Source organism: Pseudoalteromonas sp. SR43-7 (genome assembly GCF_014163785.1).
In the GTDB taxonomy this organism is placed as follows: Bacteria; Pseudomonadota; Gammaproteobacteria; order Enterobacterales; family Alteromonadaceae; genus Pseudoalteromonas; species Pseudoalteromonas distincta.
On sequence record NZ_JACJDY010000005.1, the window covers coordinates 37,427 to 63,134 of the forward strand.

Annotated in this window: 24 protein-coding genes; 10 read left to right on the forward strand and 14 right to left on the reverse strand. The window is 39.3% G+C overall.

Annotated elements, in window-relative coordinates:
• Positions 1-120 precede the first annotated feature (120 nt).
• Positions 121-3,015 (forward strand): RNA polymerase-associated protein RapA, encoded by a 2,895-nt coding sequence (gene rapA / locus H5087_RS05375; RefSeq protein ID WP_024595181.1) that lies wholly within the window; start codon positions 121-123, stop codon positions 3,013-3,015.
• 319 nt (positions 3,016-3,334) lie between these two features.
• Positions 3,335-4,108 carry a YggN family protein gene (locus H5087_RS05380; RefSeq protein WP_024595182.1) on the forward strand — a complete coding sequence of 258 codons (774 nt, stop codon included), beginning with the start codon at positions 3,335-3,337 and terminating at the stop codon, positions 4,106-4,108.
• A gap of 98 nt (positions 4,109-4,206) precedes the next feature.
• Here the strand turns inward: H5087_RS05380 and H5087_RS05385 are convergent, their stop codons facing one another.
• On the reverse strand, positions 4,207-6,636 hold the full coding sequence (locus tag H5087_RS05385) for a zinc-dependent metalloprotease (protein WP_182671401.1): 2,430 nt from the start codon (positions 6,634-6,636) through the stop codon (positions 4,207-4,209).
• A 154-nt stretch (positions 6,637-6,790) separates the two neighbouring features.
• On the opposite strand from H5087_RS05385, the gene H5087_RS05390 reads away from it, so the two are divergent.
• Positions 6,791-7,759: a class 1 fructose-bisphosphatase gene (locus tag H5087_RS05390; RefSeq protein ID WP_154903726.1), complete on the forward strand. Its 969-nt coding sequence runs from the start codon at positions 6,791-6,793 to the stop codon at positions 7,757-7,759.
• A gap of 95 nt (positions 7,760-7,854) precedes the next feature.
• On the opposite strand, the gene H5087_RS05395 is transcribed toward H5087_RS05390, so the two are convergent.
• Positions 7,855-8,181: a hypothetical protein gene (locus tag H5087_RS05395; protein ID WP_039488300.1), complete on the reverse strand. Its 327-nt coding sequence runs from the start codon at positions 8,179-8,181 to the stop codon at positions 7,855-7,857.
• 43 nt (positions 8,182-8,224) lie between these two features.
• On the opposite strand from H5087_RS05395, the gene H5087_RS05400 reads away from it, so the two are divergent.
• A complete protein-coding gene (locus H5087_RS05400) occupies positions 8,225-8,584 on the forward strand; it encodes a DUF5522 domain-containing protein (protein WP_182671402.1) in 360 nt (119 codons plus the stop codon).
• Positions 8,585-9,034: 450 nt separating this feature from the next.
• On the opposite strand, the gene H5087_RS05405 is transcribed toward H5087_RS05400, so the two are convergent.
• From H5087_RS05405 to H5087_RS05435, 7 genes are all read right to left on the reverse strand, one after another.
• On the reverse strand, positions 9,035-9,868 hold the full coding sequence (locus H5087_RS05405) for a sulfurtransferase (RefSeq protein WP_182671403.1): 834 nt from the start codon (positions 9,866-9,868) through the stop codon (positions 9,035-9,037).
• Positions 9,868-10,962: a capsular biosynthesis protein gene (locus H5087_RS05410; RefSeq protein WP_259397742.1), complete on the reverse strand. Its 1,095-nt coding sequence runs from the start codon at positions 10,960-10,962 to the stop codon at positions 9,868-9,870. Before H5087_RS05410 ends, H5087_RS05405 begins: the two co-directional genes overlap by 1 nt.
• Before the next feature lie 177 nt (positions 10,963-11,139).
• Positions 11,140-11,559: a group 1 truncated hemoglobin gene (locus H5087_RS05415; RefSeq protein WP_182671405.1), complete on the reverse strand. Its 420-nt coding sequence runs from the start codon at positions 11,557-11,559 to the stop codon at positions 11,140-11,142.
• On the reverse strand, positions 11,559-12,392 hold the full coding sequence (locus tag H5087_RS05420) for a DUF3034 family protein (protein ID WP_182671406.1): 834 nt from the start codon (positions 12,390-12,392) through the stop codon (positions 11,559-11,561). Before H5087_RS05420 ends, H5087_RS05415 begins: the two co-directional genes overlap by 1 nt.
• The gene (locus tag H5087_RS05425; protein ID WP_182671407.1) at positions 12,379-14,694 is read right to left on the reverse strand and encodes an EAL domain-containing protein; all 2,316 of its coding nucleotides are present in this window, start codon (positions 14,692-14,694) and stop codon (positions 12,379-12,381) included. Before H5087_RS05425 ends, H5087_RS05420 begins: the two co-directional genes overlap by 14 nt.
• Positions 14,687-15,349, reverse strand: coding sequence for a methylamine utilization protein (locus H5087_RS05430; RefSeq protein WP_154903584.1), 663 nt, complete (start codon positions 15,347-15,349; stop codon positions 14,687-14,689). Before H5087_RS05430 ends, H5087_RS05425 begins: the two co-directional genes overlap by 8 nt.
• Positions 15,350-15,471: 122 nt before the next feature.
• Positions 15,472-16,575, reverse strand: a complete 1,104-nt coding sequence (locus tag H5087_RS05435) for a phosphoribosylaminoimidazolesuccinocarboxamide synthase (protein WP_182671408.1) — start codon at positions 16,573-16,575, stop codon at positions 15,472-15,474.
• 178 nt (positions 16,576-16,753) lie between these two features.
• On the opposite strand from H5087_RS05435, the gene H5087_RS05440 reads away from it, so the two are divergent.
• From H5087_RS05440 to H5087_RS05455, 4 genes are read left to right on the forward strand one after another with little or no spacing between them, the layout of a single operon-like run.
• Positions 16,754-17,824: a CDP-glycerol glycerophosphotransferase family protein gene (locus tag H5087_RS05440; protein WP_154903586.1), complete on the forward strand. Its 1,071-nt coding sequence runs from the start codon at positions 16,754-16,756 to the stop codon at positions 17,822-17,824.
• Positions 17,825-17,831: 7 nt separating this feature from the next.
• Positions 17,832-18,530 (forward strand): ABC transporter ATP-binding protein, encoded by a 699-nt coding sequence (locus tag H5087_RS05445; protein WP_182671409.1) that lies wholly within the window; start codon positions 17,832-17,834, stop codon positions 18,528-18,530.
• The gene (locus tag H5087_RS05450; RefSeq protein WP_182671410.1) at positions 18,527-19,780 is read left to right on the forward strand and encodes an ABC transporter permease; all 1,254 of its coding nucleotides are present in this window, start codon (positions 18,527-18,529) and stop codon (positions 19,778-19,780) included. The genes H5087_RS05445 and H5087_RS05450 overlap by 4 nt, the downstream gene beginning before the upstream one ends.
• 17 nt (positions 19,781-19,797) lie before the next feature.
• Positions 19,798-20,298, forward strand: coding sequence for a DUF3299 domain-containing protein (locus H5087_RS05455; RefSeq protein WP_039488291.1), 501 nt, complete (start codon positions 19,798-19,800; stop codon positions 20,296-20,298).
• Between the two features lie 69 nt (positions 20,299-20,367).
• Here the strand turns inward: H5087_RS05455 and mutM are convergent, their stop codons facing one another.
• Both mutM and H5087_RS05465 read right to left on the reverse strand, forming a co-directional pair.
• Positions 20,368-21,177: a bifunctional DNA-formamidopyrimidine glycosylase/DNA-(apurinic or apyrimidinic site) lyase gene (mutM, locus tag H5087_RS05460; protein WP_182671411.1), complete on the reverse strand. Its 810-nt coding sequence runs from the start codon at positions 21,175-21,177 to the stop codon at positions 20,368-20,370.
• Positions 21,177-21,692 (reverse strand): hypothetical protein, encoded by a 516-nt coding sequence (locus H5087_RS05465; RefSeq protein ID WP_004335529.1) that lies wholly within the window; start codon positions 21,690-21,692, stop codon positions 21,177-21,179. The genes mutM and H5087_RS05465 overlap by 1 nt, the downstream gene beginning before the upstream one ends.
• 118 nt (positions 21,693-21,810) lie before the next feature.
• On the opposite strand from H5087_RS05465, the gene H5087_RS05470 reads away from it, so the two are divergent.
• Positions 21,811-22,737, forward strand: coding sequence for a manganese-dependent inorganic pyrophosphatase (locus H5087_RS05470; protein ID WP_004335532.1), 927 nt, complete (start codon positions 21,811-21,813; stop codon positions 22,735-22,737).
• A gap of 199 nt (positions 22,738-22,936) precedes the next feature.
• Here H5087_RS05470 and rpmG read toward each other — a convergent pair whose 3' ends face one another.
• The 3 genes from rpmG to radC form a co-directional block, all read right to left on the reverse strand.
• Positions 22,937-23,092: a 50S ribosomal protein L33 gene (gene rpmG / locus H5087_RS05475; protein ID WP_004335545.1), complete on the reverse strand. Its 156-nt coding sequence runs from the start codon at positions 23,090-23,092 to the stop codon at positions 22,937-22,939.
• Positions 23,093-23,103: 11 nt separating this feature from the next.
• Positions 23,104-23,340 (reverse strand): 50S ribosomal protein L28, encoded by a 237-nt coding sequence (rpmB, locus tag H5087_RS05480; RefSeq protein ID WP_016708423.1) that lies wholly within the window; start codon positions 23,338-23,340, stop codon positions 23,104-23,106.
• A 274-nt stretch (positions 23,341-23,614) separates the two neighbouring features.
• Positions 23,615-24,289 (reverse strand): DNA repair protein RadC, encoded by a 675-nt coding sequence (gene radC / locus H5087_RS05485; protein WP_024590645.1) that lies wholly within the window; start codon positions 24,287-24,289, stop codon positions 23,615-23,617.
• 144 nt (positions 24,290-24,433) lie between these two features.
• Here radC and coaBC point away from each other — a divergent pair, with 144 nt between their 5' ends.
• Positions 24,434-25,627, forward strand: coding sequence for a bifunctional phosphopantothenoylcysteine decarboxylase/phosphopantothenate--cysteine ligase CoaBC (gene coaBC, locus H5087_RS05490; protein WP_182671412.1), 1,194 nt, complete (start codon positions 24,434-24,436; stop codon positions 25,625-25,627).
• The last annotated feature ends 81 nt before the right edge of the window (positions 25,628-25,708 follow it).

The following is a 25,708-nucleotide window of genomic DNA, read 5'->3' on the forward strand; positions in this document are numbered from 1 at the left end:
CTGTTTTAATAGTAATAATTAACACTTACAAAATTAATTAAAAGTGAGCCAAATAGCGCCTTGCAGTGGTGTTAGCTTACAGGTAACATAGCCGCCTTTTTCATCATAGACGAGACATACATGAATTTTTCCTTAGGTCAGCGTTGGATCAGTGATACAGAGTCAGATTTAGGATTAGGCACCGTTGTTGCCATTGAAGGCCGTCAGGTCAGCATATTATTTCCTGCCAGTGGTGAAAACCGTGTTTATTCTAGTGCAGAAGCACCTGTTACCCGTGTGGCATTTAATCCTGGCGATGTGATCAAAAGCGTTGAAGAATGGGAATTAGAAGTAGAGTCTATTGAAGTACAAGGCGAGTTACTTTGTTATCATGGCACCCGTGTTGATAATGGCGAAACAGCCAAGTTAAAAGAGACCTTTTTAGATCATTTTATTAAGTTTAATAAACCACAAGATCGTTTATTTGCAGGCCAAGTAGATCGTTTTGATCGCTACACACTTCGCTACCAAACGTGGTTACATAAATTTGAACGTGAGCAATCGCCTATTAAAGGCTTAATTGGTCAGCGTGCTAATCTTATTCCGCACCAGCTTTATATTGCCCAAGAAGTGGGTAAACGTTTTGCCCCACGCGTACTTTTATCAGATGAAGTAGGCCTTGGTAAAACAATTGAAGCGGGCATGATACTACATCAACAAATTATCAGTGGCCGTGCGAGCCGCGTACTTATTGTGGTGCCTGAAAACTTACAGCACCAATGGTTAGTAGAAATGCTACGCCGCTTTAACTTACGTTTTTCTATTTTTGATGAAGAGCGCTGCGACGAAGCGTTTGCAGATTCTCCAAACGTGTTTGATACAGAGCAACTAGTACTTACCAGCCTTGAGTTTTTAACCAAGAAAAAACGTTGGTTTGAACAAGCAACACTTGCTGATTGGGATCTTTTAGTAATAGATGAAGCCCATCATCTAAGCATCAATAACGGCAAGCCAAGCTCAGAATACCAACGTATGGCAGAGCTTAGCCAAGATATTCCTGGCCTTATTTTGCTTACAGCAACGCCTGATCAACTTGGTCACAGCAGTCACTTTGCGCGTTTACAATTACTCGATCCGGATCGTTTTTACGACTACGACGTGTTTAAAGAAGAAGAAGCAAATTATAAAGACGTAGCGCAAGCGGCAAATCAATTACTGCAAGAGCAAGCTCTGGACGACGCAGCCAAAGCCACGCTAATTGAGTTATTAAAAGAAACCGACATTACTGATATTCTTGAAAAAGCACAGCAAGGTGATTTACCAGCGCGTAAAGAAATACTTAACATGCTACTCGATCGCCACGGCACAGGTCGTATATTATTCAGAAATAGCCGCAGCGGCATTGACGGCTACCCAAGCCGTAAATTACACGCCTACCCTATGGCACTGCCAAAACAGTATAAAACGGCTATGTCGGTTCTTGGTAACATGGGCGGCATTCAAAACCCTGAACTAAGTGCACACCGTGCTTTGTTTCCTGAAAAAATATTTCAAGAATTTGAAGGCGAAAGCGCAAGCTGGGGTTTATTCGATCCACGTGTAGATTGGTTAATCGACACCCTTAAAACACTTAAGCGCGAAAAAGTACTGCTTATATGTGCTAAAGCTGAAACAGCTATCAGCCTTGAGCAAATACTGCGTGAACGCGAAGCTATTAAAGCGTCGGTATTTCACGAAGGCATGTCGATTATTGAGCGTGACCGCGCTGCTGCATTTTTTGCAGACGAGTACGATAATGCACAAATATTACTGTGTTCAGAAATTGGCTCAGAAGGTCGTAACTTCCAGTTCTCGCATCACTTAGTGTTGTTTGATTTACCACTGAACCCAGATTTGCTCGAACAACGTATTGGTCGATTAGACCGTATAGGCCAAACACAAGATGTGAACATTCATGTGCCATATTTTGAAAACACCGCTCAAGAAGTACTGCTACGTTGGTATAACGAAGGTCTAGATGCATTCGAATCTACATCAACAACGGGGCAAATGCTTTATAAAGAGTTCCGTGATGACCTACTTGAGTATATTTCTGCGCATAACTGCGATGAAGACGAGCTCGATCCATTACTTGAGCAAGTAGCACAACAAAATGCGGTACTGCGTAAAAAAATGGAAAGCGGACGAGATCGTTTACTAGAGCTACATTCATCGGGTCAAGGTGCTGCCGACTCGCTTGTGACTGATATCGAAAAACTCGATAACCAGTTTGAATTGCCAAGCTACATGATCAATGTGTTTGACACATTTGGCGTAAGCCAAGAAGATAAAGGCGAAAACACCATTATCTTAAAGCCAACGGAACATATGTTAAATGCATCGTTCCCATCGCTTAAAGAAGACGGTATGACGGTTACCTTTGATCGCGATACGGCACTTTCGCAAGAAGATGTACACTTTATCAGCTGGGATCACCCTATGGTGCAAGGCACCATGGATATGATTTGTGACGACGACTTTGGTAGCGCATCGGTGGCTTTACTTAAAAACAAAAAGTTACCGCCTGGTACCTTTTTTGTTGAGCTTATTTTTGTTGCAGAAGCAATGGCACCAAAAGTATTACAAGTTGGTCGCTTTTTACCGCCTACACCAATTCGTATATTGCTCGATAAAGCAGGTAATAACCTAGGTGAAAACGTGGCATTTGAAGGCTTTAATCAGCAGTTATCAGCCGTAGGCCGCCAAACAGCAAGTAAACTTGCCGGTGCACTACAAAGCGCTGTTCACCCGATGATCACTACCGCTAAAGATATGGCACAAGAAAAACTTGAAGTTATTCGCGCAGCGTCACTTGCTAAAATGCAAACGTCACTCAGTGAAGAGCAAGAACGACTTGTTGCCCTTAAGCAAATTAATCCGAATATTCGCCAAGAAGAAATTACCTTCTACGATAAGCAACGTAACGACCTAACTACGTATATTGAAAAAACGCAGTTACAACTTGATGCAATTCGCTTAATAGTGGTTTCACACTAAATATTTAGTTTTTTGAGCCGACTCCAGAGTGAATTTAGAGTCGGCTATTAAGCTTAATTGATATAAATAACTGTACCTTTTTAAACTTCATTTAAAAACCACGTGTTCTTATTTTACTATGAGCCAATTCTACCCTCTCTAGCTATATATTAAGTCCTTTGTTGGACTGTTGATTTTGCCCAACATAACCGTATCTAAAAACTCAAGCTGCACTCTATACAACTATTCTGTGAGATAGTTGATAGGTTTATTTTCCCTTGCATAAAGTTGTTTTTTTGTTAACCTACTCGACTTCCATTTTAGTCTTTTTGAGGTGTTTATGGCGTTTCTATCTCGTTCGATATTGGCGTTATCCATGGCGCTCTCAAGCACTAGTGTCTTTGCTCAAGCCCAATGCGATGTTGAATTACGTCATGGTTTAATTATTACTGACGATGCAATTCGCATATTAGATAAAGGCCAGACTCGAGTCCAAATTAATAACAATAACCAACTGTTTATTCGCGGTTATTGGGTTGATTTAAGCGATGACGAAAGCAAAGTACTCGAACAGTTTAGTAATGGTATTCGCCACACAGTCCCCGAATTAGTAAACCTTGCTACCGATGGTGTTAACTTAGGTTTAAGCGCTATTGAACACGTAGTTGAAGGTATGTCAGACAAAGAACCTGAAGTACTTAAAACACAACTGCAGTATGTAGAGCGCGCGCTAATGGATAAGTTTAAGCGCGGAGATGACTTCTTTTTTATAGCCCCTCAATCACTTTCGCAAATAGATGACTTTTTTACTAAAGAGATCAGCCAACAAATTCACTCTGCTGTTCATGGATCGTTAGGTGCTATTTTGGTATCACTTGGAGATGCGTTTAAATCCCGTGAAGGTAATATAGAAGATCGCATTAACGACATGGGGCAACGCATGGATATTATCTCAAGAGAAATTGATAAGTCGCTACAAAAAAAGGCACATCAATTAGAGCTTAAGGCTTCTGAGTATTGTGAATGTTTAAATGCACTCGATGTAACCGAGTCTCGCTTACAGGCAATAGTACCTGGCATGGCTGATTACGATTTAGTGCAAATAAAGTCTTAGTGTACGTATTCGTTTTTAGAATAAAATAACACCGAGTATAAATATACTCGGTGTTTTGCTTTATGATTGATTAAAAATAAGTGCTTCTACTTTTTATTCTAAATTGGTGAGCCCGGTGGGATTGGCAGCACTTTAAAGTTGTTTGGCCATTGCCCTTTAATTAAAAACTGATTTACTTGCTCAGCTAAATATTGCTTAAACGCACTCTCGCCAGTACTTGTATGGCTCAGCATTGAGTTTTGGTTAAAGTCTTCACTCAACTTAACTAAGTAGTAACGTAACTGCGCCTGCACTTCAGGGCTTGCACTATCGCTTGCTACTAAATCAGCCATGGCTTTTGCAGTTAAAAATTGCACGCGCTGAGTTATTTTACCTGTCATCGTATTAGGTGATGACGCGTTAAACACTTGGCCATATAGCTCCTCAAGTAACTCATCTAAACTATAAAAGTCATTACTACGCGCTTGTTGCTGCGCTAAGCGATTTAAACGCTGTGCATTTAATAAAAGCGACAAGCTGTGCTGCACTGCAACCTCGGGTAATGCCATTGCATCGAGCGTTAACCCTGTGCGCCCAACTATGCTCTCGCGCGACTTAGACTCGCCATACGCTTTTGGCGGAATTAGCGATAGTACCGATTCAGGAAGTAATAAGTTACTTGGCTTAAGCGTTGCAAAAATAGCCTTTACCGCTTCTTGCTGTGTTTTTTTATTAACGACTTGTGCGCCTTTTACGGGTGAATCACCACGTGTTTCGTATTCGTAATCAACACCGGCTATAAGCTTAACCGCAGCCTCAACCTGAAAACGGTGAAACAGATAAAGCGGAACTAGTTTTTCCTCTAATTGCGATAATGAATCGCCCGTTTTAATATTATTAATACCAAACTGCGAAAGCGCTTTTTTACGCACGTTAAGTACTCGTAAAAGCTCCTGAGAAGGATTAGTGCCGTTATCCCATAAATGAGCTGTTGGATGCGCGCCACCTTTAGCACGAGCGTCGCTATCTGATATAAACTCAAGGCCTTTAGTTTTGTTCTCTTTTAAAATAGCAGCGAGTTCTGCGCTTTCATCTTGGTTAGTGAAATCGCTATAGCCATATTTAATTACTTGGGTATCCCATACGCCCATGCCTGTTGCATACCCGCGCGTTACATCTAGCTTACCTTGTTCATTAAAACTAAGTAGCGGATGTGGGTAATCCATTACAGAAGCTCTATCACCTACCGATGCCGCAAAGTTATGAGCAATACCTAACGTGTGACCAATTTCATGCGCACTTAATTGGCGAATACGATCAAGCGCCATTGCTTGCAAGTTTTTAGCAACTTCATTGCCTTTTAAATAAGGAGCAGCGAGTGCTTCGGCTATTAAAATATCTTGGCGAACACGCAATGAGCCAAGTGTTACGTGCCCTTTAAGTATTTCACCTGTACGTGGGTCAATTACAGAACTTCCGTATGACCAACCACGCGTTGCACGGTGTACCCATTGAATGACGTTGTAACGAATATCCATAGGGTCGGCGCTACTTGGCAGCACTTTTACTATAAATGCATTTTTATATCCTGCAGCAGTGAATGCGTCGTTCCACCATTTCCCACCTTCAAGCAAAGCGCTTTTAACGGGCTCTGGAACGCCAGGATCAAGGTAATAAACAATTGGTTTAACAGGTTCACTAATAGGTAAACTTGAGTCCTTTTTAGTTAGACGATGACGCGGTATATAACGCACATACATTGATTCGCCAAGCGGCGCTGCGTAATCTTTATGTTCTATACTCCAAAAACCTGATTGCGGATTAAACTTACGGGGCGTGTAGTTATCATCTGGTAATTGAATAAGTGAATGATGCATATGAACAGTAAGCGCATAAGGGACGGCACTTACTTGGCGAACAAATTCACCTGGTTTTGTGCCCTTAAATGTAAGTACAGCTTCAAGCTCGGTGTTTTTTACAAATGCTTTTGAGCGATTCATATAAACGGCGCTGCGTGATTCATCAAGGCTAAAGTTGCCTTGCTTTCGTGCAGCAAGCGTCCGGCTTACGCCGTGTACATCACTTAATAAGTAAGGCGTGTAATCAATAAGTGCTGTAGCTTTATCTTCTGCGACTACTTTAAAACCAGCAAGTATACTTGATGCAAACGCTTCTTTAATACTTTGCTGTTCAGCGTTGTTACTTGTATTAGCACGATAGTAAGTATTTACAGCGCGCAGCATTACTTTGTCGCCAAAACGCTCAAACTGCACAAGGTGAGTATTACCAAGCTGACCTCTATCAAGGCCTATGTCGTTAGAGCCAATACCGTAAGGCAAGCTTTGCTGCAGTAAAAATTGCTGTTCAAACTTATCAACTTTTAAATATACTTTTGCGTTTTGGGTATCGTAAAAAAACGAATAATAGCCCGGAAAATGATTCATTTGCGTAGTAAATTCATCAATTGACTTAATTGCTGCGTGCGCTTGAGTTATGATAGAGCACAGCACAGTAAAGAATATGTAACTTAGTAGTGGTATTTTTTTCATAATCTTATCTTTGTTATTTGTGTTTTAAGTACGATTAGGTGGTCCCATTATAGGGTGCTATTTAAACAATACAGTTATTTAAGACGAATTTCAGCGCTCTAAGCTAATCTCTCTCACATTATGATTGGTTTTAACACGTTATCAGGAAAATATAATGCGTAGACTCCCTCCAGTATTACTAGAAGACGGTTGTTCAAGAGAACTTTTATCATTAATTCGAACAGTTCTAGCGGCATGTAAAGAAATTTCGTTTCGCGTTGGTCAAGGCGCGCTTTCTGGCGTATTAGGCTCAACCCTTGATGAGAATATTCAAGGTGAAACTCAAAAAAAGCTCGATGTATTATCTAATCAGCTGTTAAAAGATATTTTACTGGAATCAGGTACGGTTAAAGCAATCGCGTCTGAAGAAGAAGACTACACAGTAGCAGGTAACCCAGACGCTAAATTTATAGTGGCATTTGATCCACTCGATGGCTCGTCAAATACGGATATTAACTCACTTGTGGGTACTATATTTTCTATTATGGAAGCGCCTGAAGGCTCTGACGCTGCTGATCAAAGCATATTTATGCAGCCCGGCCATAAGCAAGTTGCTGCAGGTTACGTACTTTACGGGCCATCAACAATGCTTGCGCTGACTACAGGTAAAGGCACGCGCATGTTTACCCTTGATAAAACACAAGGCAGCTTTTTACTTACACAAGATTTTGCCGAAATCCCTGCTGATACAAACGAATTTGCCATTAATACGTCTAACCAACGCCATTGGCAGCCAGCTATGCAAAACTACATCAATGATTTGCTAGCAGGCGATACAGGCCCGCGCGCTAAAAACTTTAATATGCGCTGGATTGCAGCAATGGTGGGCGATGTACATCGCGTACTTAGCCGTGGCGGTTTATTTACTTACCCTACAGACACCAAAGATCCTAAAAAGCCAAATAAATTACGCCTACTTTATGAAGCAAATCCAATGGCTATGTTAGTAGAGCAAGCTGGCGGTATCGCATCGACCGGTACTGAGCGTATTATGGATATTCAGCCTGATGCAATCCACCAGCGAGTAGCCGTTATTTTAGGTTCTAAAAACGAAGTAGAAACGTGCTTGGGATATCATAAATAATCGCTTAAAACGATCGTCTTCAATTTAAAAAACCGCATTCAATTGAAGTGCGGTTTTTTTGTAGGTGAGGTTTTAAACCTCGCTTTTTAAACAAATCAAACTTTTACTAACGCAACTATTTGAGCAAGCTTTTGATGATTAAGCTCTCCCATTTGCTCGCTATTACTGAGCGCATAAATAAAACCTTCATGCTCAGCACAATCAATGTCATCTCGCGATTCAATTACGTTTGCCCAAAGCTCTAAATCATCTAAGTCTATTTCGTTACTTAAACAGCGTTTAAGCACATCAATTAAAACCTCGGTTGAGAGAGTATAATGAGTTTTATTGCTATCAGCAGGGCTTGAAACGATAACCGATATAGCTTCGTCCCTTTGCTCACCAAATGTAATAAATTCAGCTAATGCTTTTTGTGTATTCATAATATTTGTTATTCTTGGCTCACTGTTACTAAAAAGAATTATAATGACTGAACTTAACTGCACTCAATGCCACAGTACTTTAACGTGTAATGTAGACGATATATCAGCATGTTGGTGCAATCAGCTGCCGGCTATTTTACCGCTTGATATCACAGCAACAAGTTGTTTATGCCGCAAGTGCACGCTTAATAAAATAAATACTTTTTTAGAGGGTGTTTATACACAACCTATTAAAACCCAAATAGACTTTGCAAAGCAATTTAGAGGTAACGACAATTTAATTGAAGGGCTCGACTACACCATGCAAAGTGGTTACATGATATTTAGTAAGTGGTTTTTTTTAAAGCGTGGTTCGTGCTGCAAAAATGGTTGTAAAAACTGCCCTTATGATTTTAAAAAGTAAAAGCTATTTAATACAACTACGAGCAAACATTGGTTTTTACCTTCTCATTTTCTTCTCTTTCACTTCTCCTTGTGAGTAATATTTTTAAATGCAATTATTCACAAAGAGGTTTAGAGACGCTGCGTTTTTAGAGTAAGTGATTGTATAAAAATAGTATTCAAATACGAGTAAGCACTGGTTTTTACCTTCTCATTTTCTTCTCTTTCACTTCTCCATGTGAGTAATATTTTTAAGTACCGTTATTCAGAAAGAGGTTCAGAGGCGCTGCGCTTTTAGTGTAAGTGATTGTATAAAAATAGTATTCAACTACGAGCAAACATTGGTTTTTACCTTCTCATTTTCTTCTCTTTCACTTCTCCTTGTGAGCAATATTTTTAAATGCTGTTATTCACAAAGAGGTTTAGAGGCGCTGCGTTTTTAACGTGAGCAAGCTTTACATATCCAACACATCTATTTTTCTCCCGTGGCGATGGGTAATGAATCACTTGCACCCCACTCACTCCACGAGCCATCATAAACGCTTAAATTACTGTAACCACATTCAGTAGCAAATAACGCTAAAACACAGGCTGTAATACCTGATCCACAGCTAAATTGTAGCTGCTGTGCATCCCCGACCACGTCATTAAATATCGCTTTAATTTCAGTAAGTGGTTTGGCTTCACCTTTATTAAGTAAATCCATAAAAGGTAACGAGCGACTATTTGGGATATGCCCGCTACGCATGCCTTTTCGGGGTTCACTTTCTTCGCCTGTAAAACGCTTATAAGCACGTGCATCTAGCAATACAGTGCTGGGCTCATCAATTGCGTCAACCACTTGTTGGCTATTGATAAAATACTCAGAATTATAGCTTGCCGTAAAATCACCTTTACCTAACGATTTGCTATAACCTTGCTGTGTGGCGTAACCACTCTCTAACCACTTTTTAAGGCCACCACTGAATACTTTTACGTTGTGATGCCCCATAGCTTTAAACATCCACCACGCCCTTGCCGCGCTAAATAAACCGCCATCTTCGTATACAACTATAAACGAATCGTTATTTACTCCTGCATTTTGCATCACGTGGGTAAACTGCTGCTCGCTGCATACCGTACTTGGTAAGGGATTTGATCTATCGGCCAACTCGTTTTTTATGTCAAAACGTTTAGCGTTGGGCAGCATTGCTTGCGGCGAATAAGTACCCAAAACACCTGGGCGCAGCATACCTGCATCAAATATCACTAATGCAGGATTATTAAGTTGCTCGTGTAATTGCTGACAGCTAATTAGGTTTTTCACTACGATTCCTTATCACCATGATACTTAGCAAACTCGTCATTACCCGTAAAACGCGCTTCAATCGCTTTAATGTGTTTATCTTCAGTGTGTTTCCAAACGCCAGGAATACAATATACATGTTCAATAAAGCTAAAAAACTTATCCTTTAATAATGTATTTGGTTGCCAGCCCTGCATTACTTCGTTCAGATTTGCTGCAAGTTGCTCTGCAGTGCTTGCATGCTTTACCAAACCCTCAATGTTGTAACAGGCTTGTCCAAGAGTTAAAACTCGTTTATTTAGCAGTAATGCTTCTAAGCCGACCGTTGAATTAATCGTTAATACGGCTTCAGCGCACTTAATCAAATCACTCGTTTGATTTCCATTAGCAAAAATTGCAATCGGATCTTTTTCATAAAGATGAGCGTAATGTTTATGCCATGACGGATGCTCTTTAAAAACCACTTTTAAACTTGGATCATTTAAGCTTTTGACTGCTTTAATCACCTCGTCGTAAAACATATCCATAGAGTTTATCCACGGAGAAAAGCTAGCTAATTGAGTATCATGAGGTACTTGAAAAGGCGCAAATATATAGCGTTCTGGCACATCGGCGCACTCAAATTCACAGCGTTTTTTATGATCAGCTCTTGGAATTAAATCCGGCGCAGAAAAGTTTAACTTATTTTGTGGGTCAAAATTTAGGTAAAAAGAAGGGTTACGGCTTAACGACGCATTATAGTTAATACCATTAGGGTCTAAACTGCTTGTACCGGGTAGTAAACCATTTTCATAATAAAACTGCTTAACACCTAATGCTTTTGCAGCCATAGCAACGGTCGTATTTGGAAGTTTATTGCCGTTCCAAATAACAATGCAGTCAGGATTAGTCTCGGTTAATAAGGCTAAATACTTAGCGTATCGTAATCGTTCAAATAAAACTAACCCAGCACTGTAAACAGCAGTAATAATAGGACTATTCCAGATAGCATTACGTGCTCTTTTGCGTTTTAGCTGAGAGTTAACTACATCAGTAAAATTAACTTGAAACGCATCTTTTAAATACTTAACAGCAGAAAGCTTAGGGGCTCCCATGATATGTAATTGGCAATCCATCGACAATTTTTTGATTATTTTTCTATAGTATTTTGCGTGTACATTTTTGCGAGAAATAAATAGATAAGCCATACAAGCTATATTTGCCAATTATTGTTTTTATGAAATAATTCTAAGTGGACAATGCAATCAAAGCAAGGTTCCCTTTACTTAATAATTACTTTAAAGCCTTTATGGCTACATTTTTATAATTTCACCACGAAGTGGTGCCATTCTAGAGAGAATATCGTTTTGCAAACTATGGCTAATGTTCTGCTCATTCATTGCATTTATAAGTAAATCAACCACATGATTAAAGTCTTTCTCTGTAATATGCATACCAGTATGAATTGCCACCATAGAGTCACCATCGTATGTACACGGGCCTTCTACTAACATACACATATGATTAATAAATCCTTGGCGGAAATGCGCTATATTACTGTGTTCAAAGTAATGAATTATCTGCTCGTCATTGCCTATTTGATAGATAAAGCTATCAACAATTCTGCCTATCCCGGCTTTACCATCCAGCTTTTGATAAAGTGAGAGCTTAGTAGAATTTGCACACCCACTAAGCAACCCTAAACACATCAAAAAAATACCAACGCTTTTCATTACCAATACCCTGTTACCGATAAATACCAACCTGTTTGATCGTCAGCCCCTGCAATGCTTCCTAAATCAAGGTAAGCCGCTGTCACACTCACATGCTTGTTAGGCATCCACGCTACAAATAAGTCTTTCCAATCTTGTTCGCCTAAGTTTAAGTTATTTGATTTTTGACGATACTCAACACCTACGGCTATTCCGCGACTAAAAAATATAGCTGTGCTGCCTTCAAATAATACTTTTCCGCTAGCATTTCCTCCACCGTAACCAAGTAAACCAAGTTGATTAGCTTTACTGTATCGTGTAGTTACGTTCCAAAACCAGTTATAGCCAGCAATAGCCCCTAAATGTAATTTACTAGCAGCGAGGTAGTAGTCAGTACCGCTAGTATCTTCTGCGCCTACAAGTGTTGCTATACTGCCATCATCTAGTGATTTATGCTGAATCCCTAAGCTAAGCTGTGGCCAATCACTGTAAACAATATCGCCGTACAAACGTATTTTAGCACCTGTAATTGATTGCTCTATTTCAGCATCAAGTGCTGGTACATCAAAGCGCTGTTGGGCATAACTAAGCTCAACACGATTAAATAAATTAAGTTGTGCACCACATACGTCAAGTGTGTAGTCGGTTACATCTGCGCGACTACAAAAGCCATTTACCGAAAATTCATCATCACTTGCGTACCCAGCAAGTTGTGCCCAAGGTACAATCCCCCCGCCGCCACTGCCTTCAATTTGAGAAACTCCCGGCGTAGCTAGCAGTTTTCCATTACTTGCAATGCTCGGCACACTAACTATTAAAAACAAACTTGCTAATAAGTATTTAATTTTTTTCATAGTATTCCTCCAGCCATTCTTCTAATAGCTCTGCTTTTAAAGGCCTACTTAAGTAATAGCCTTGTGCATGGTCGCACTGCATGCCTCTAAGTAAATTTAATGAGCCAAGCGTTTCAACCCCTTCAGCTACAACCGAGAAACCTAGCTGATGTCCCAACGTAATTGATGATTGCACTATAAATTGATCTTTTTGCGATTCATCAAGTTTTAGGATAAAGCACTTATCTAGCTTAAGCTCATCAATAGGCAGCATTTTTAATCTACCAAGTGATGTTTGCCCTACACCATAATCATCTAATGATATTTTAACGCCAATTGCCTTTAGGTTTTCGAGCGCTTTAATACCTTTTTCTTCGTTTTCGATCATATCGCGCTCAGTAAGCTCAATAGTGATCAGCTTAGAATCTACTTTGTACTTTTTAAGCGTACGAACTAATGCTGCATGAAAGCCCTGAAATGCTATGTCTTGCGCAGATACATTTATTGCAGCCTGTAAGTTTATATTTTTAGACTGCCAATCAGCTACTTGTGCTACAACCGTATTAACAACCCACCCAGTAAGTTCAACAATAAGCCCCGACTGCTCAGCTAAGTCAATAAACAGTTCAGGATTGACCCAGCTACCATCTTTTCGCTGCCAGCGAATAAGCGACTCAACTTTATCTATTTTTTGCGATTTCAAATGTAATTTTGGCTGATAAGTCATAAACAATTGACCATCGTCATCACTAATAGCCTGCTTTAATTCATCAAGCATTATTAAGCGATCTAAGTGCGCTTCGTCTTCGCCATTTTGATAGTAATGTATGCTCTCTTGTGTGTTTGCAGCACTTTCAACTGCAATTAGTACACGGCGCATTAAGTCATCACTTGCAATACCTTGTGTAGGATACTGCACAATGCCTGCACTAAAGCGCAAATTAATTTTTAGTTTTTGAATGGTGTAGCACGCTTGTAATTGTGCCATTAAGCCAACAATACCGCTTTTGTGTTCACGTGCTGCCGCAGTCGGAAACACAGTTAAAAACTCATCGCCGCCAATACGGGCATTAAAGCCCCCTAACTCATCCGAAAACTCACTTATTCTGCAAGCAACGGCCTTTAGGCAGTCATCACCAATACGCGGACCGAGCTTATCGTTTATATGGCGAAGTCCTTTTATATCTATTGCAACGAGCGTGTACTCGGATGATGAATCTAACTCATCATCAAGTACCTCAAGCATGGCTGAGCGGTTATAAAAGCCTGTTAGGGAGTCGTGATGGGCTTGAAAGCTAATTTGTTGCTCGCGCTGATTAATATCATTACCCATGCTATCAAACGCTGCGACTAGCGTGTCTATTTCGGTACTTTGCCTTTGGCCTTTAAATTCAAAGGTATAATTACCTTGTGCAAATTGCCTTGCTATTACAGCTAGTTGGGTAAGTGGCGTAGTTAAATTATTTGCAAATATGCTGCTTGTAATAACACCCACGAACATAGTTAAAATAGCTAAAATAATAAGTGTAAAAAGAAGTTTTTCGAAGTCACTATAACTTTGTGTTAAATCGGCACTCAGTAAAATAATTATGGGATGGGTCAACAACGATGGTAAATCTATATCTCGGTTACGATACACTAAATACTCACCAAAAAACCGCGATGTGGTTACGGTACTAAAATAGCTAACAGGTTCAAATTGCTCAGGGCGGTTAGCTAATGAGCTAATAACAATATCGTCAGCGCTGCCTATAAAGCTTACATCCATGCCTGTTAAGCTTTTTAGTTCATGGGCTACATTGTCATCAATTTTAAAGCCCACCAAGCTATAGGCTACTGTACGTGGCGCTTTTACAGGTAATAAAATAATTTGATACAGTTCGTTATTAAGCACCACAAAGCTAGACTCTTCTGGCGCACTTAAAAGCTCTTCCATCAAGGGCTTTAAGTTGTGTGCAAAAACGTCTTCGTCAGTATTAGCGGAAATTAGCTTACCCGATAAATCAAGTAACAACATTAATTCGGCATCAATACGCTGACTGTGATTAAACAACACGCTGCTGATTGTACCTGCATCTCGCGTTGCTACAGCTTGCTTAAAACCAAAATCGGAGGTGAGTACTTTTGCAGCGGTTAACAGTAGGCTTTCTTTTGACTTTAAATATTGCTTATAAACATTTTGCGCTACGGTAATATCTTGATTTACTTTTTCTTCTTGAAATTTACTCGTAGACCACCAAAAACTAAACAAGCTGACCATAGTGGTTAATAACACTAAGCCAACACATAAAATGGTTATGCGATTTCGTAAACTATTAGTCATTACCAGCCTTAAACTTACTACCAAAGGTATTTCTAGGTGCTGGAGTTGATGTGTTTACTGTTATCTGTAACTGTTTTTGAGAATTAATTGTTATCATTTTTTTATTCTCCAATGGTGCTGTTTGTAATGGATGCCACACACTCACTTGTGCAGGCAGTGTATTAATAGGCAAATTTACATAGCCTTTTTTATCTGTTTTATATACGAATTCGTTGTTAGCTACATAAATATAGCCAACCATAGAGTCATGTATATTACACCCCAAAACAACAACTCCTTGTTGCTCAAACGTAATGGGCTCTTTTGGTTGGCCTGAATATAATCTTAGTTGAAAAGGCTTAGCTTGTGAAAAAGAATAAACATGATGGCGAATATTATCGCTGTTAGGAAAGTTAACTTTTTGACCCTGTTGTACAACTAATAATTCGGGTAAAAACTGCTTATGGACTTGATCCATTATAGCAATGGGCAAATTTGATGGTGTGGCTTGTTTACCAGCAATATTAAGCTCAACCACTGCACCTGATAACTTTTGGCCGTGTTGATCTTCTATTACTAATTCAATATTTGCACTTAAAGCAAACTGACTAAAAAACAAACCTATAGCTAAAAAGTAATGACTTTTAGCAAACTTTTGCAATGCCCGTTCAAACATAACAATACCTAAACATTAATGTTAGGTTAAGTTAATTAGAGACGAGCACTAATTGCAAGAATTATAGCCCAGTAACTAAAAATAAAGATTTAGTTACTGGCTTTATTAGCACTTAAGTGCTGTTATTTAACAATTAATCCGTAATCGTTATCTAAAATAGTAATAACTTCTTGGCGAGGTTCTTCAGGGATCACTATATCTCTGCCAACAATTTTACTCGCTATGCCAACATAGGTATTTGACACTTCAAGCATTACTGATTCTGGTAAAATATAATCTTTAGCTAACTGCTCACGCTCACTCATGCGATCTTTATTTAATAATACGTCGCTCTCTGGCACGTTATTAATCAGTAATTGACGAAAGCCTTCTTTAGAATTTTCAACAATTTTACCGCCTTTGTAAGCTGCTTCATCCCAAATACGTGACGAATCAGGCGTGCCTACTTCATCAATATATATAAGCTGTTGCGCGCCATTTAAATCCTCTACATAACCAAACTCAAATTTAGTATCTACAAAAATTTGGTCAAGCTTCGCTAGTTCATCACTAATTAATTTAAAACCTTCAACTAACAGTTTTTCGTATTTGGTTACATCATCTGCCGATTTAAAGTTAAATACATCTAAGTTATTAGTAATGTTAGCGCGAGTAATATTTACATCATCAACTGGCGGAATATCAGCAACGCCTTCAATAATACCTTTTGTTGATGGCGTAATTAAAACGTTATCAAGCTTTTGGTTCGCTTTTAAACCCTCTGGTAATTCAATACCACAAAAGTTACGTATGCCTTTAGCGTAATCCCGCCACATGCTACCCGTAATATATTGGCGAGCAATTGCCTCTACTTTTACGGTACTGGCTTTACGTACAATCCACACATACGGATGCGGAATATCTACAATATGATTGCCCGCAAGACCCGCTTTATCAAATAACTTAAACCAATGGGCTGCCACTGAGTTTAAAGCTATACCTTTACCTGGTACGCCATTTAAACCGTTTTCGCCTTGCCAAATGCAATCAAATGCAGAAATTCGGTCTGAAATAACCATAATCGCAAGCTCAGTACCTGTCGGTACTTGGTAGCCTTTATCTTTAATTAATCGAGCGCTGTCTTCATCAGTCAACCAATAAACTGAACGAACTTTACCGCTATGTACTTCACCTTTGGTACGAATGGGTAAATCATCGTTTACGTCTAAAACTTTATAGCTAGTCATGCTATCTCCGGGGTTAGGGATGCTCTTTGAGCAAAGTATGGTATGGGGTTATATGGGCTGTATAATAATCTAGCCAACCTCAAAGCTCAATCGGATGCTTAAAACAAATAAAGGCATATATTTATAAGCAAGTCGCAATGGGGTAAACTTAATGTGCTAACCAGCCTGAGGAGATAGCTTGAACTACTTAACTGCCACTAAAAATAAAAAATACTTAATGTATATTTCTCAGAATTATTCATACGCTATCTTGAGACCTTTGCAGGCGCAAATATTGGCACATGGTGGTGAAGTACGCTGGTTTTTAGCGGGTAGCGAAGTAAACCCTGATTTTTTAACCACAGACGAGCCACGTTTACATACCATAAAAGATGTAAAAAGCTGGGCTCCAAACATTACATTTATACCGGGTAATATAGTACCTAGCTTTATTCCAGGTAAAAAAGTAGCTGTATTTCATGGTTTTAATTCTGAAAAGCGCAGCTCTGAAGGTAATCGTGGTCATTTTACTATTCGTGGTTGTTACGATTTATATTGTACGCAAGGCCCAAATACAACAACCCGATTTAAAGAGCTAGCTAAGCAGCATGGTTTCTTTAAAGTAACTGAAACTGGCTGGCCAACACTCGATCCACTTTTTAGTAATACTTCAAATAATCCTTATGTAAGCGACGACCCTCGCCCTACTTTACTTATATGCTCTACTTTCTCACGAAAGCTATCACTTGCTCCTAAATTATATGAGCAAATAAAACATTTTAGTGAACAAGGTAAGTGGCGTATTTTGATGCAGTTTCATCCTAAAATGCCTGCCGAATGGGTTAATAAATATAAAGCGCTGAGTAACGAAAATCTAACATTTATTGAAACCGATAACGTTTTGCCGTTACTGAAAGCTGCTGATGTTATGCTGTGCGATACATCGTCAGTTCTTTTAATGTTTTTACTACTACGTAAACCGGTAGTCACGTTTTGTAATCAAAAACCACTTCCTCATTTACTTGATATTACCGACGCAGATGAAGTAGAAGCAGCTATTGAACACGCGCTTACTAAACCTAGTGATTTAATGCAAAATATTGAAAGCTATTGCCAGGAACTTCATCCGTATACTGATGGCCAATCTAGCCAACGCGTATTAAATGCAGCTAATGAATTTTTACAAAGTAACGAAAAACTAAAACCCAAGCCATTAAATATAATAAGACAGCTAAAAATGCGTAAAGATCTAAACTACTGGGGTTGGTAATCGGATAATGATAAACCTGAAAAACGTAACTTTTAAGTGGCATAACAGCGATAGCTCACCCACGCTCAACATAAAAGAGTTAGTTATAGAAAAAGGTGAGCATATTTTTTTACACGGTCCTAGTGGCTCAGGTAAATCGACCTTATTAGCGATTCTTGCTGGCATTAATACAGCCACTAGCGGTGAGGTATCAATTTTAAACCAAAACCTAACTAAATTAAGCAATACCACCCGTGATGTTTTTAGAGCGGATCACATTGGTTACATTTTTCAAAACTTTAACCTGCTTCCTTATTTAACTCCTATTGAAAATATAACGCTTGGGTGTGAGTTTTCAAAAAGCCGAAAACAAAAAATATTAAAGCAATCATCAAATAAAAACTCTGCCTTACAAAAAGAAGCGATACGGTTATTAAATGCTTTAGGCCTTACTGCCCAGTATCACCATAAAGATGTAGCGACATTGAGTATTGGACAGCAACAGCGCGTTGCTGCCGCTCGCGCATTTATAGGCAGCCCTGAACTAATAATTGCTGATGAGCCCACATCAGCACTCGATACAAATAACCGTGAAAGCTTTATAAAGCTACTGTTTGAACAAGCAAAGTTATCTAATAGTACGTTGGTATTTGTGAGCCACGATGAAACACTAAAGCCTTTATTTAACCGCTCCATTGACCTTATAAATTTGCAGGGGCAGGTATGATCATCGCTAAACTTGCTTACAAAAGCTTATTAAATCGCCGTGCAAGTGTACTGCTTACATTATTTACTATCGCAATTAGTGTAATGCTACTTTTGAGTATTGAACGCGTACGAATTGATGCTAAAAGTAGTTTTAGTAATACTATTTCGGGCACTGATTTAATTGTTGGTGCGCGTACCGGCGATATACAGTTGCTGCTTTCGTCAGTATTTAGAATTGGCCATACTAATAACGGCGTAAGTTGGAAAAGTTATCAATACATAACAAGTCAGCGAGGCGTAAAATGGAGCATACCTATAAGCCTAGGCGACAGCCATAAAGGCCAAGCGGTACTAGGCACAACACTTGATTACTTTAGCCATTATCGCTTTGCAAAAAAACAAAACCTAACCTTTAACAAAGGCCACCCTTTTGCCGCAATTAACGAAGTAGTGCTAGGTAGTGAAGTCGCTAATAAATTAGGTTATAAACTTAACGACTCTATTGTTATATCGCACGGCATGGGAAACACCAGTTTTCATCATCATGACGATAACCCATTTAAAGTCGTCGGCATTTTAAACCCAACAGGCACGCCAGTTGATAAAACGCTGCACATTCCTTTGGCTGCAATCGATTTAATTCACGGCGGTAAAGCGAGCCATGAGCATGAGCATGAGCATGAGCATGACGAACATAACAACCTAGTCGGTCACCCAAAGCAAATTACAGCATTTTTAATGGGATTTAATTCGCCTTTGTACACATTACAAATTAGGCGCAATATAAATCAATATAAGCCAGAAGCCCTGCTTGGCATTATGCCAACCGTAACACTTAAAGAGTTATGGGAAATGCTCGCCATAGTAGAAAAAATACTATTACTATTCTCAACTGTTGTCGTGTTAGTTAGCTTACTTGGTATGTTAACGACATTGCTTGCAAATCTGAGCCAGCGACGTCGCGAACTTGCTATATTGCGCTCAGTAGGCGCTCGCCCTTGGCATTTATTTACACTTATAAGTATTGAATCATTACTGACAACTTTACTTGGTTGCCTAGTGGGTAGTGCGCTTTACTATTTAGTTATTTTTTCAGCCGGCGGTTACTTACAAAGCCATGCCGGTATAAGTGTAAATATCACAATGCTCTCTTACTATGAACTGGGCTTAATCGGGGTTATTATGGCCGCAGGTTTTGTTATTGGCTTAATACCCGCTACTCGCGCTTATTTTTATTCACTCAGCGATGGCATGAGTATAAAAGCATAAATAATTTTAGGTATTTTATGACATTTTTTAAAACAGCTTTTCAATACATTGCTGCTATTAGCTTATTATTTATAAGCGTAGCGAGCTGTGCCAATCCACCAAAAGAAATTTTTTGGGAAGACTTAATTCCCAAAGGTCATATGCAAATAGACACTCAAGCACAAGCTAATCACGAAGGCAGCGATCAAAACTGGGTGCAACCCGATTTAGATGCTCCAGTGGTAAAAGCGCTTGATGGTCAATCGGTAAGTTTGCCAGGTTTTGTTGTGCCACTTGAGGGCGATAGCGAAGTCATTACTGAGTTTTTACTCGTGCCTTATTTTGGCGCCTGTATACACGTACCACCACCACCGCCAAATCAAATAGTCCATGTAACGATTAAAGGTGGTGTGCCTATAGATAGTCTGTACGACGCAATCGTTGTAACCGGAATAATAAGCACAGAAACATGGTCAGGCGAAATCGCGCAGGTAGGATATAAAATGAAAGCGGTCGGTGTAGCGCCGTTTGAGCTTTAAAATGAAGGTCCCGCTTTTAAAGCTGGCCCTTAAATATCATTAAATTTAGAGTCGGTAAAATTAAAATAACTACTTTTGGCAATTTGAGCAAAAAATAGTACTGCGCTGCCCCAATCTAATCTCTTCTAATTTGTTTTCGCACGTCATACATGGCTTGCCTTTGCGCCCATATACTAATAACTCTTGAGCAAAATACCCAGGCTTACCATCACTTTGTGCAAAGTCTTTAAGCGTTGTACCACCTTGTGTAATAGCCGCTGCAAGTGTGTCTTTTATAATAGGGATAAGTGCTTGATAGCGTTTGAGCGATACTTTTCCGGCTTCTCGCTTTGGATGTATACCCGCTTTAAATAATGATTCATTCGCGTAAATATTACCAACACCAACAACCACTGCGTTATCCATAATAAACTGCTTTACCGGTACTTTTTTATTGCGCGATTGTTCGTACACGCGTTTAGCAAAAAAATCATCTGTAAGCGGCTCAGGACCTAGCTTAGAGAGTAGCTTATGCACTTCACCGGGCTCTTGCCATAAGCAACAACCAAAACGACGAGGATCGTTTAAGCGCAGCGCTTTACCGTTGCCAAAAATAAACTCTACATGGTCATGCTTTTTAAGCGGCTCACTTTTATCTACTACACGCAAATTACCTGACATACCCAAATGTAAAATAGTGCTCCCAAGCTCACAATGTAAAAGTAAATATTTAGCTCGTCGTTCAATACTTGTAACAATTAGCCCTTCAAGTTGATACACGTCATCTGGCACAGGCCAGCGCATACTGGCATTGTAAATATTTACCTTTGTAACAACTTGGTTTTGTACGTGGGGAGTGATGCCCATTCGGCTCACTTCTACCTCTGGTAATTCAGGCATTAATTAGACTCACTTTGTGAAAAATCAAAACTAGGGAATAACTGCTGAGCAGTTTTTAAATCGAGTGCGAGTATTCGCTGGCTTCTCTTTTCGAGTAAATAATATTGTCCATCGCCTTTGTAGAGCAAATAAACCCACGGCATACTTTCGCCAGCTAACTCAAATGTAGCAACGTATAAAGGCGCATTAGGATTAAAAACAACAGACTCATTAACCCCCATTAACGCCGCGCTTTGCCATTGGTTAACTAAATCACTAAGCTGCTGCTCAGACGCTTTCCAAACGAGCGGTATATCTTTTTGTAGTGGTGTTGTACGCCAACTTGTTCCTATGCGCTCAATTTTTTGATCAACAAATTGCAGTGTCAGTACAAAACTTTGCTGAGGGAGTACAGCTTGTAACGCTGGTTTATCCTCACCTCCTAAAAATTGCTTATGCCAGCCATTTAAAAAGAAGATCATAATCAACATCGAAAATATTATAACGTTGTTCCAACCTTTACGGCCCAGTCGCATACAAATACACCTAGTAAATTCAAGATTTTAAAGTGTAACTAAAACTTAATTGCGCTGTCTATATGTTAAAGGCCGCAGACTTTGTTAGAATATCGGCAAATTTAAAGGAGTTCCGTCAATGTCTATGTATGTAGTGGGCCATAAAATCCCAGATTCAGATTCTATTTGTGGTGCAATTGCACTGGCTTATTTAAAAAACCAAATTGATGAGCCAGCAATTCCAACTCGTCTTGGTGAAGTTTCACCTGAAACTCAATTTATTCTTGATAGATTTGGTTTTGAAGCACCAGAGCTTAAGCTAAGCTACGCTGGTGAAGATGTGTATATTGTAGATCACACAGAAAAAACACAAGCACCTGATGATATCGACCAAGCTCGCGTTGTTGGTGTGGTAGATCACCATAAATTAGGTGACTTAACATCATCGACTCCGCTTGAATGTTGGATTCGTCCTGTTGGTTGTTCAAACACCATTATTAAAATGATGTATGACTTCTACAACGTAGAAATCCCTAAAGACATCGCTGGTATCATGATGTGTGCAATTTTAAGCGACACAGTTATATTTAAATCGCCAACATGTACCACAGCCGATATTAAATGTGTTGAAGCGCTAGCTGAAATTGCAGGCATCGAAGACTTTAAAGAGCTTGGTATGGATATGTTCCGCGTTAAATCTGCGGTAGAAGACACACCAGCACGTGATTTAGTAATGCGTGACTTTAAAGATTTCAACATGAACGGTAACCTAGTAGGCATTGGCCAGCTAGAAGTAATCGACCTTGCTGTTTTTGACGATATTAAAGCAGACCTTGCAGCCGATATTGCTAAGCTAAAAGTTGAGGGCAACCGCCACTCTGTATTTTTACTGCTTACCGATATAATGAAAGAAGGCTCAGAAATGCTAATTGTATCTGACGATGCAAACTTAGTTGAGCAGGCTTACGGTGTAAAACCAGAGAATGATAAAGTATGGTTAGATGGTGTACTGAGCCGTAAAAAGCAAGTAGTACCACCACTACAAGATGCATTCACAAAAATCTAATGATATCAATTTTATTAAAAACATGATTATTTTATCGCATTAAATAAATCACTAATTTAATGCTATTGGTATAACGTTTTTTGATTTAAAAGCCTTGTTGGTTATGCCAACGAGGTTTTTTTATGTCAATTCGCTAATCATAGTTTAAAAACAAAAAACCCAGCCTAAGCTGGGTTTTTAAATTCTAAAAGAGATAAAATTACTTAATTTTAGCTTCTTTAAAAAGAACATGTTTACGAATCTTTGGATCAAACTTTTTGATTTCCATCTTCTCAGGCATGTTACGTTTGTTTTTGTCAGTAGTGTAGAAAAAACCAGTACCGGCAGTTGAAACTAAACGGATTTTATCGCGCATGATTCAGATCCTTAAACTTTTTCGCCGCGAGCACGGATTTCTGTAAGAACCGTGTCGATGCCTTTTTTATCGATAATACGCATACCTTTAGTAGTAGTGCGTAATGTTACAAAACGTTTTTCACTTTCAACCCAGAAACGGTGTGTTTGTAGGTTAGGTAGGAAACGACGTCTAGTCGCGTTTCTCGCGTGTGAACGGTGATTACCAACCGCAGGACGCTTACCTGTAACTTGACATACTTTAGACATGTCTATATATCTCCAATAACTTCGCTCGAGCTTAATTTAATCTAAGGCCGTGTATTTCCGCCCTAGAGATAAATCGAAGGGCGCTCTTTATACAGCTTTTACAGGCAAAGATCAAACACTGATCTATCCAATCAGCTCATATATGTAAATTTGATAGCGGCTAATTATAAAGATCGAATGCCCTTAGGGAAAGTAAAAACTGCATTTAAATTAAACTAATTTGCCGAAATACGTTAAACAGCTCATTTTTAACACACTTCTGTATCTAACAAAGCTAAATAAGGCCTCTCTCTGCAAACGAAACACACGTTTCCCCACCAACAATGATGTGATCAAGCACACTTATGTCAACCAATTGCAGTGCTTGCTGCAATTTATTCGTAATAAGTTTGTCTGCTTGGCTCGGTTCTGCAATACCACTTGGGTGATTATGTGCAAAAATAACAGCGGCTGCATTATTTTTAAGAGCAGCCTTTACCACTTCACGCGGATACACACTGGCAGAATTAATTGTGCCGTAAAAAAGTATTTCATCTTTTACTAATCTATTTTGGCTATCTAGGTATAACACCATAAATACTTCTTGTTGCAAGCCTCGCATTTGAATTGTTAGATAGTCATAAACTGAGTTTGGCGAATTAAACACTGCATCTCGTTGGCAACGCTCCTGCATATAACGTTGGCTTAGCTCTAATACAGCTTGTAGCTGCACATACTTAGCGGTCCCTAACCCCTTTTGAGAGCAAAACTCCTCAATACTGGCATTAAACAAATTATGTAGGGTTTTATTTTCATTTAGTAGATGCTGAGCCAACTCAATTACATTCATTCCTGGTAACCCTGTTCGTAAAAATATGGCAAGGAGCTCAGCATCAGTAAGTGCTTTAGCTCCTTTGGAGATGAGTTTTTCACGAGGTCGAAGTGAGTTTGGAAGTGAAGTAAGTTGCATTGTTCATCCTTGAGAGGCGAAAGTGTCTTATAAATGTAATGCAAATTTAAAATTTAGCCTGTTATTTCGAATTAAAAAACTTCGCTGTACGGGTAAAGATTTGTTATTTTAAGCCCAATATTTAATAAAAACTGATGAACATTCATGACTAACTTAACAAACAAAAAAATTGTACTAGGTATTACCGGCGGTATTGCAGCTTATAAATGCGCAGAACTTGTTAGGCGATTAAAAGACGCTGGTTGTGAAGTAAAAGTAGTTATGACTGAATCAGCTAAACACTTTATTACACCACTGACCATGCAAGCCGTTAGTGGAGAAACAGTCTCTGACTCATTGCTAGACCCTTCTGCTGAAGCTTCAATGGGGCATATTGAATTTGCAAAATGGGCTGACTTAATTTTAGTTGCCCCAGCTACCTGCAATATTATTGCAAAAATGGCAGCCGGCATTGCTGACGACCTACTAACGACGTTACTACTAGCAACGCCTGCAAAAGTAGCTGTAGCACCAGCCATGAACCAGCAAATGTATGCACACGCAGCTACACAAGCAAATTTAGCCACATTAAAAGCACGTAACGTACTTCTTTGGGGCCCAGGTAAAGGTGAGCAAGCCTGCGGCGATATAGGCGCTGGGCGCATGTTAGAGCCACATGAGCTAGTTGCACTATGTATAGCAAAAGAGCAACCGCAATTACTTGCAGGAAAAACAATTACAATAACGGCAGGCCCAACGCGTGAGCCTCTCGATCCGGTACGTTTTATATCAAATCACAGTTCTGGAAAAATGGGTTATGCACTAGCAGAAGCCGCTTTGCAATTCGGTGCTAAGGTTAATTTAATTTCGGGTCCTGTCACTATAAAAGCCCCTACTGGCGCAAACCTTATTAATATAGAAAGCGCTGAGGAGCTATTAACTGAGTCACTTACCTATGCACCACAATCTGATGCTTTTATAGGTTGCGCTGCAGTTGCGGATTATCGAGCTGCAAACATTGCGACTCAAAAAATGAAAAAGCAAGGCGACGAACTCACCCTTACTTTAACTAAAAACCCTGACGTAATTGCAGCTATTGCAAACCTTACACAAAACCGCCCTTATACGGTTGGATTTGCCGCCGAAACTCAAAATGTAGAAAGCTATGCTAAAGGTAAACTACAAAATAAAAATCTAGATATGATTTGCGCTAATGACGTATCAAAAAGTGGCTTAGGGTTTAATTCCGATCATAATGCTTTAACACTGTACTGGCACAATGAACAACTAGAATTACCAACAACAAGTAAAATAGAAATAGCTCGCAAGGTGATCGAACAGCTGGCTAAACATCTATAAAAAGGCTGGAAACAAACTGAATAAAACATTAACATACGCCAATCATTTGAACAAAAAATGACTAGGGTTCTTAACTGCGCC

Bases quoted from the DNA above. Each gene is read 5' to 3' on its own strand.
- H5087_RS05420 (WP_182671406.1), bottom strand. From the start codon at position 12,392: ATGAAAAAAATTAAATACTTATTAGCAAGTTTGTTTTTAATAGTTAGT.
- coaBC (WP_182671412.1), top strand. From the start codon at position 24,434: ATGACTAACTTAACAAACAAAAAAATTGTACTAGGTATTACCGGCGGT.
- rapA (WP_024595181.1), top strand. From the start codon at position 121: ATGAATTTTTCCTTAGGTCAGCGTTGGATCAGTGATACAGAGTCAGAT.
- H5087_RS05400 (WP_182671402.1), top strand. From the start codon at position 8,225: ATGACTGAACTTAACTGCACTCAATGCCACAGTACTTTAACGTGTAAT.
- H5087_RS05470 (WP_004335532.1), top strand. From the start codon at position 21,811: ATGTCTATGTATGTAGTGGGCCATAAAATCCCAGATTCAGATTCTATT.
- mutM (WP_182671411.1), bottom strand. From the start codon at position 21,177: ATGCCTGAATTACCAGAGGTAGAAGTGAGCCGAATGGGCATCACTCCC.
- H5087_RS05385 (WP_182671401.1), bottom strand. From the start codon at position 6,636: ATGAAAAAAATACCACTACTAAGTTACATATTCTTTACTGTGCTGTGC.
- H5087_RS05455 (WP_039488291.1), top strand. From the start codon at position 19,798: ATGACATTTTTTAAAACAGCTTTTCAATACATTGCTGCTATTAGCTTA.
- rpmB (WP_016708423.1), bottom strand. From the start codon at position 23,340: ATGTCTAAAGTATGTCAAGTTACAGGTAAGCGTCCTGCGGTTGGTAAT.
- H5087_RS05395 (WP_039488300.1), bottom strand. From the start codon at position 8,181: ATGAATACACAAAAAGCATTAGCTGAATTTATTACATTTGGTGAGCAA.
- radC (WP_024590645.1), bottom strand. From the start codon at position 24,289: ATGCAACTTACTTCACTTCCAAACTCACTTCGACCTCGTGAAAAACTC.
- H5087_RS05445 (WP_182671409.1), top strand. From the start codon at position 17,832: ATGATAAACCTGAAAAACGTAACTTTTAAGTGGCATAACAGCGATAGC.
- rpmG (WP_004335545.1), bottom strand. From the start codon at position 23,092: ATGCGCGATAAAATCCGTTTAGTTTCAACTGCCGGTACTGGTTTTTTC.
- H5087_RS05390 (WP_154903726.1), top strand. From the start codon at position 6,791: ATGCGTAGACTCCCTCCAGTATTACTAGAAGACGGTTGTTCAAGAGAA.
- H5087_RS05435 (WP_182671408.1), bottom strand. From the start codon at position 16,575: ATGACTAGCTATAAAGTTTTAGACGTAAACGATGATTTACCCATTCGT.
- H5087_RS05430 (WP_154903584.1), bottom strand. From the start codon at position 15,349: ATGTTTGAACGGGCATTGCAAAAGTTTGCTAAAAGTCATTACTTTTTA.
- H5087_RS05415 (WP_182671405.1), bottom strand. From the start codon at position 11,559: ATGAAAAGCGTTGGTATTTTTTTGATGTGTTTAGGGTTGCTTAGTGGG.
- H5087_RS05425 (WP_182671407.1), bottom strand. From the start codon at position 14,694: ATGACTAATAGTTTACGAAATCGCATAACCATTTTATGTGTTGGCTTA.
- H5087_RS05410 (WP_259397742.1), bottom strand. From the start codon at position 10,962: ATGGATTGCCAATTACATATCATGGGAGCCCCTAAGCTTTCTGCTGTT.
- H5087_RS05450 (WP_182671410.1), top strand. From the start codon at position 18,527: ATGATCATCGCTAAACTTGCTTACAAAAGCTTATTAAATCGCCGTGCA.
- H5087_RS05465 (WP_004335529.1), bottom strand. From the start codon at position 21,692: ATGCGACTGGGCCGTAAAGGTTGGAACAACGTTATAATATTTTCGATG.
- H5087_RS05380 (WP_024595182.1), top strand. From the start codon at position 3,335: ATGGCGTTTCTATCTCGTTCGATATTGGCGTTATCCATGGCGCTCTCA.